This window comes from Dermacoccus sp. CCH2-D9, from assembly GCF_001556795.1.
GTDB classification, from domain to species: Bacteria; Actinomycetota; Actinomycetes; order Actinomycetales; family Dermatophilaceae; genus Dermacoccus; species Dermacoccus nishinomiyaensis.
Map to the genome: position 1 here is coordinate 1 of NZ_LSJT01000108.1, position 4,551 is coordinate 4,551.

A 4,551-nucleotide genomic window follows, 5' to 3' on the forward strand; every position below is an offset into this window, starting at 1 on the left:
ACACCGAGATCATGATGAGCGCGGCGGCGACGACGACGCGGCCCGAGTGGCGGAAACCGTCGATGATGGCGTCGCGTGCGTCCATGCCGTGGGCGTACGCCTCACGCATGCGCGTGGTGAGGAAGACCTGGTAGTCCATCGCGAGGCCGAACACGATGCCGATGAGCAGCGTCGGCATGAAGCTCATGATGGGCTGCGGGTCGAACCAGCCGAACATACCGTCCTGGACGAGCTTCACCGTCACGCCGAGCGTCGCGAGGATCGAGGCGAGGAAGCCCAGCGTCGCGAGCAGCGGCACGACGATCGAACGGAACACGAGCACGAGCAGGACGAACGCGAGCCCGACGACGATGGCGAGGTACGGCGCGAGCGCGTCGTTGAGCTTCTCCGACACGTCTGCGGCGATCGCCGTCTGGCCGGTGATGCCGACCTTGACGTTGCTCGACTTCTCGATGTCGGCCTGACCGTCGCGCAGGCGCGTCAGCAGGTCGTCGGTCTTCTTGTCGGCGGGGCCCGTCTTCGGCGTGATCATGACGACGGCGCCGTCACCCTTCTTCGCCATCTGGACGATCTGCGCGTTGGCGACGTCGTCCTCCTTCGACGCCCACTGCACGACCTTGCCGTACGCCTGCATCTGCTTGCCGGCGAGTTCCTTCTGCGCCGCGGCGTCCGTGCCGGAGACCTTGATGTCACGTCCGTCGAGTACGGCGATCATCGGGGCGTTCTTGCCCGGGCCGAAGCCCTCGGCGAGCAGGTCGGCGCTCTGACGCGCCTCGGTGTTCTTCTCCGCCGTGGCGTCGGAGGGCAGGCCGAGGTGCAGGTTGCTCACGGGTGCCGCGAGCACGCCCAGAAGGGCGACGACGCCGAGCGCGACGGCCCACGGAGCCTTGCGGATGCCGCGACCGAGTCGGACCGAACCGTTGACGAAGTCGTGGTCGGAGTCGTCGGCGGTCGTGTCCTTGCGCACCCGCCCACCGAACGCCTTGCCCTTGAGCATGCCCATGAGAGCGGGCAGCAGCGTCAGGCTGACCATGACGGCGACGAAGACGGTGCCCGCGGCGCCGAGACCCATCGCCGTCAGCATGCCGATGCCGAGCACCGAGAATGCGGACAGCGCGATGAGGACGGTGAGACCGGCGAACACGACGGCCGAGCCGGCCGTCCCGAGGGCACGACCCATCGCGTGGGCACGCTCGTCGTTCTTCGTCCGGTCGACGTGCCGCAGCTCGCTGCGGTAACGCGACAGGATGAACAGCGCGTAGTCGATGCCGACGGCGAGACCGATCATCGACGCGAGCGCCGTCGTCGTCTCCGGCAGGTCGAAGAAGTACGTCGCACCCGTGATGCCGAGCGTGCCCAGCAGCAGCCCGATGACGGCGTTGAGGATCGGCATGCCCGCCGCGACGAACGAACCGAACGTGATGACGAGGACGACGAGCGCGACGGCGATGCCGATGAGCTCCGAGGTGCCGCCGGGCTGCATCATCTCCTGCATGCCCTGACCGCCGGCGACGATCGTCAGACCGTTCTTCGCCTCGGCCGCGGCATCCGAACGGATCTGCTTCTGCGTGTCCTGCTTGATGTCCATGACGTTCTCGACATCGAAGTTCCACGAGATCGTGCCGATGCGCCCGTCCTTCGACAGCGGCGACAGGGCCTGGGCGTTCGCCTCGGCCTGCTCCTTCGTCATGCCCTGCTTCATCGACTGCGCGACGAGCTGCTTGCTCTGCATCTGCGCGGCGACGACGGGGTTCGCGATGGTCTGCGCCTCAGCGCCCTTCGGCATCTGCGGTGCGCTCTGCAACTTCTTGACGAGCGCGTCGATCTGGCCCTTGTACGGCTGCTCGGAGAGCGTGTGACCCGCCGGCGCCTTCAGGACGATCTGGCCGTTGACCTGCTTGTCGGCAGCCTTGGCGTCGGGGAAGAGCTCCTTCTGCATCTCGGCCGCCTCGAGCGACGGGATGCCGGGGATGGTGAACTCGCTGGACATCGGCTTGCTCTTGGCGGCGGCGAAACCACCGACCGCGAGGATCGCGATGAGCCAGCCGACGAGGAAGAACGGCCACTTCTTGTAAGCCGTCCGCCCGAGGCGGTAGAGGATGTTTGCCACGACGATCTCCTTGCGAGTGGCGGGTGGACGAAGGATGCGCGACGCAGTGCGTCGAGACGGTGGTGATGAGACGGTGGTGCGAGACGGGTGGTGAACGTGGGCCGATCGGGCGGGCTCACGGACAAGGGCTGATGGGGGTCTGAGAGGGCGGGCGTCGCTGCCTCAGTGCTCTTCGTGCACCTCGACGGCGGCTGCGAGCACCTCGTGGAATCGGGTCGTGAAGTCGATCGGCGGAGCGTCCTGACCGCCCGCGAAATCGTCGAGCGTCAGCTTGAGCATGCTCAGCATCGTCGTGGCGAGGACGCGGGCCCGCAGATCCGACGGCTCCCACCCCTCCCGCTGGGCGATGGCGTCACGCAGCATGGCGGCGACGACCTCGAAGCGGTGGGCGACGAGTTGCATCACTTTCGCGTCGGACATGATCGCCCGATTGACGAGGGCGCGGTGTCCGGGGCTCGTGGCGTCCAGGTCGTCGGCGGAGGCGATGACGGTGTCGATGGCGTGGACGAGATCGTCGACGAGTCGGCCGTGGGGCTGCTTCTCGAGGAACAGTTCGAGCGCCCCGGGGCGCGGGTTGTTCTCGTCGAACGGGCCGAGAACGGCCGAGGCCTTGTCCGGGACGTGATTGAACAGGGTGCGGCGGCTGACGCCGACGCGTTCGGCCAATTCGTCCATCGTGAAACCGTCATAACCCCGCTCGATGACGAGGGTCGCGGCGGCCTCCTGGATCTCGACGAGATGCCGCATCGCGCGCGCCGTGCGAGACGCGGGCTGGGTGCAGGCTGTGGTGTGCACGGGCCCCCTTCGACTGTTGCACTGAAATCTTCAGCAGTGCAATGTTGCACTTTCGTCGCGCTAGGTGCAACTACGGCGGGGGTGACCTGCCTCACGGCGGGTGCTGCTCGCTGCGATGGCGCGACGGGGCGTGGCGGCGGGCGTCAGGGCAGGGAGCCTGGGGCGGACATCGGTCGTCACGGTGAAGGGGCTGCATCGGCGGCCGCGTCCGGCGTCACCGAACGACTCGGCGCGGTGCATGGGCGAACGCGCCGCCGGTGGCTAGGCTCGGTCGAGAACAGCGCCGTTCGACGGCGCACGTCACGACGAAGGGGATTGGCCATGATCACCGCTCGCGAGGTGCACGACGCCGAGTTTCGCCGCGCCGCGGCCGGCACGCCGGGATACGACGAGGTGGCTGTGGACGACTTCCTCGACCGTGTCATCGCGACGCTGACGGCGCTCGAGCAGGGCCACGGCAGCGTCACCGACGCCGTGACGTCCCACGAGGTCGTGGAGGCGGAGTTTCCCGAGCGAGCCGCCGACGTCAGCGGCGGCTACGACATGGACGACGTCGACGACCTGCTCGACCGCGTCGCTCAGCGCCTGTTCGCCGCCGAGACCTCCGGTTCGAACGGCGGCGAGACGCTCCACGCCGACGATGAGTGGGAGCCCGCGAGTGGGTTGAGCGACGACGATTTCGCCGACCCCCGGCGCGACGACGGTGGTGTCCGTGACGCCGCGGCGCTCGCCGTCGCGTCAGGCGCGCCGCGCGGCGCGGTTCAGAGTGACACCAGGGCCGACGACGAGTGGCAGAGCGCCGCGGTGACCGACGGCGTTCGTTCTGGCGCCGACAATCAGCGTGGTGGTGCGGAGCCCACCCCCGAGCGTGGCTACGACCAGGTCGACGACTCGCGTGGGGGCTCGTTCGGCGAGCCCGGGGTGCGCGTGCCGCAGGTTCGCCCCGACGGCGCGTGGGATGAGGAGCCGACCGACGAGACCCGTCACGAGAGGCTCGCCGAGCCCGGCGTGCAGGTGCCGCGGGTGCGTCCCGACGGATCGTGGGATGACGCCGACGAGCACGCTGACCACGAGGCGCCTGCTCTCGCGACTGGCGACGCCGAGTCTGAGGGCGACCCGGCGAGGGGATTCCTCGGTGCGCATGATGACGCGGGCGCTCAGGACGATCACCGCACCCAGCGTGTGGTCGATGCAGGAGATGCCGCGGGCGACTCAGAGCGGCGCGGCCCTAGTGACGAGCACGTCGTCGAGGCAGGTGCGGGCGGCCGCGTCGTCGATGACGCCGTCGAGGGTGACGGGCACGCCGTCGATGACGAACGGACCGTCCAGCAGGGCATCAACCCCGTCGGTGGGGAGCCGCTCGACGAAGCTGCCGACGCGCGCGACGAGGCCCGACGCGAGGCGTCGCAGGCGTCGGCGCAGGTGAACCCTGTTGGTGGCGGACTCGCCGCCACCGGCGACGAGCTGATCGACGACGAGGGCGCTGACGACGATTCTGGCCGCGACGCGGTCGCGTCCGCCGACGAGGGCGACGACAGGAGCGACGAGGCGTCGCGAGACGTGACGATCGAACACGTCGAGCGATCGGCCGAGCCGGGCGATCAGCGCGCGGCGACCATCCGTCCTTCGATGGGCCAGTCGTGGAC

The 4,551-nt window shown here is 69.0% G+C and carries 3 protein-coding genes; 1 reads left to right on the forward strand and 2 read right to left on the reverse strand.

What is annotated here, in order from left to right; all coding sequences use genetic code 11:
- Together AX669_RS09525 and AX669_RS09530 are read right to left on the reverse strand one after the other, a co-directional pair.
- A partial coding sequence (locus tag AX669_RS09525) for an MMPL family transporter (protein ID WP_062258094.1) occupies positions 1-2,110 on the reverse strand: 2,110 nt, incomplete at its 3' end.
- 162 nt (positions 2,111-2,272) lie between these two features.
- The gene (locus AX669_RS09530) at positions 2,273-2,905 is read right to left on the reverse strand and encodes a TetR/AcrR family transcriptional regulator (protein WP_062258096.1); all 633 of its coding nucleotides are present in this window, start codon (positions 2,903-2,905) and stop codon (positions 2,273-2,275) included.
- A 321-nt stretch (positions 2,906-3,226) separates the two neighbouring features.
- On the opposite strand from AX669_RS09530, the gene AX669_RS09535 reads away from it, so the two are divergent.
- The coding region (locus AX669_RS09535) for a DivIVA domain-containing protein (protein WP_197418887.1) at positions 3,227-4,551 on the forward strand (1,325 nt) is incomplete at its 3' end.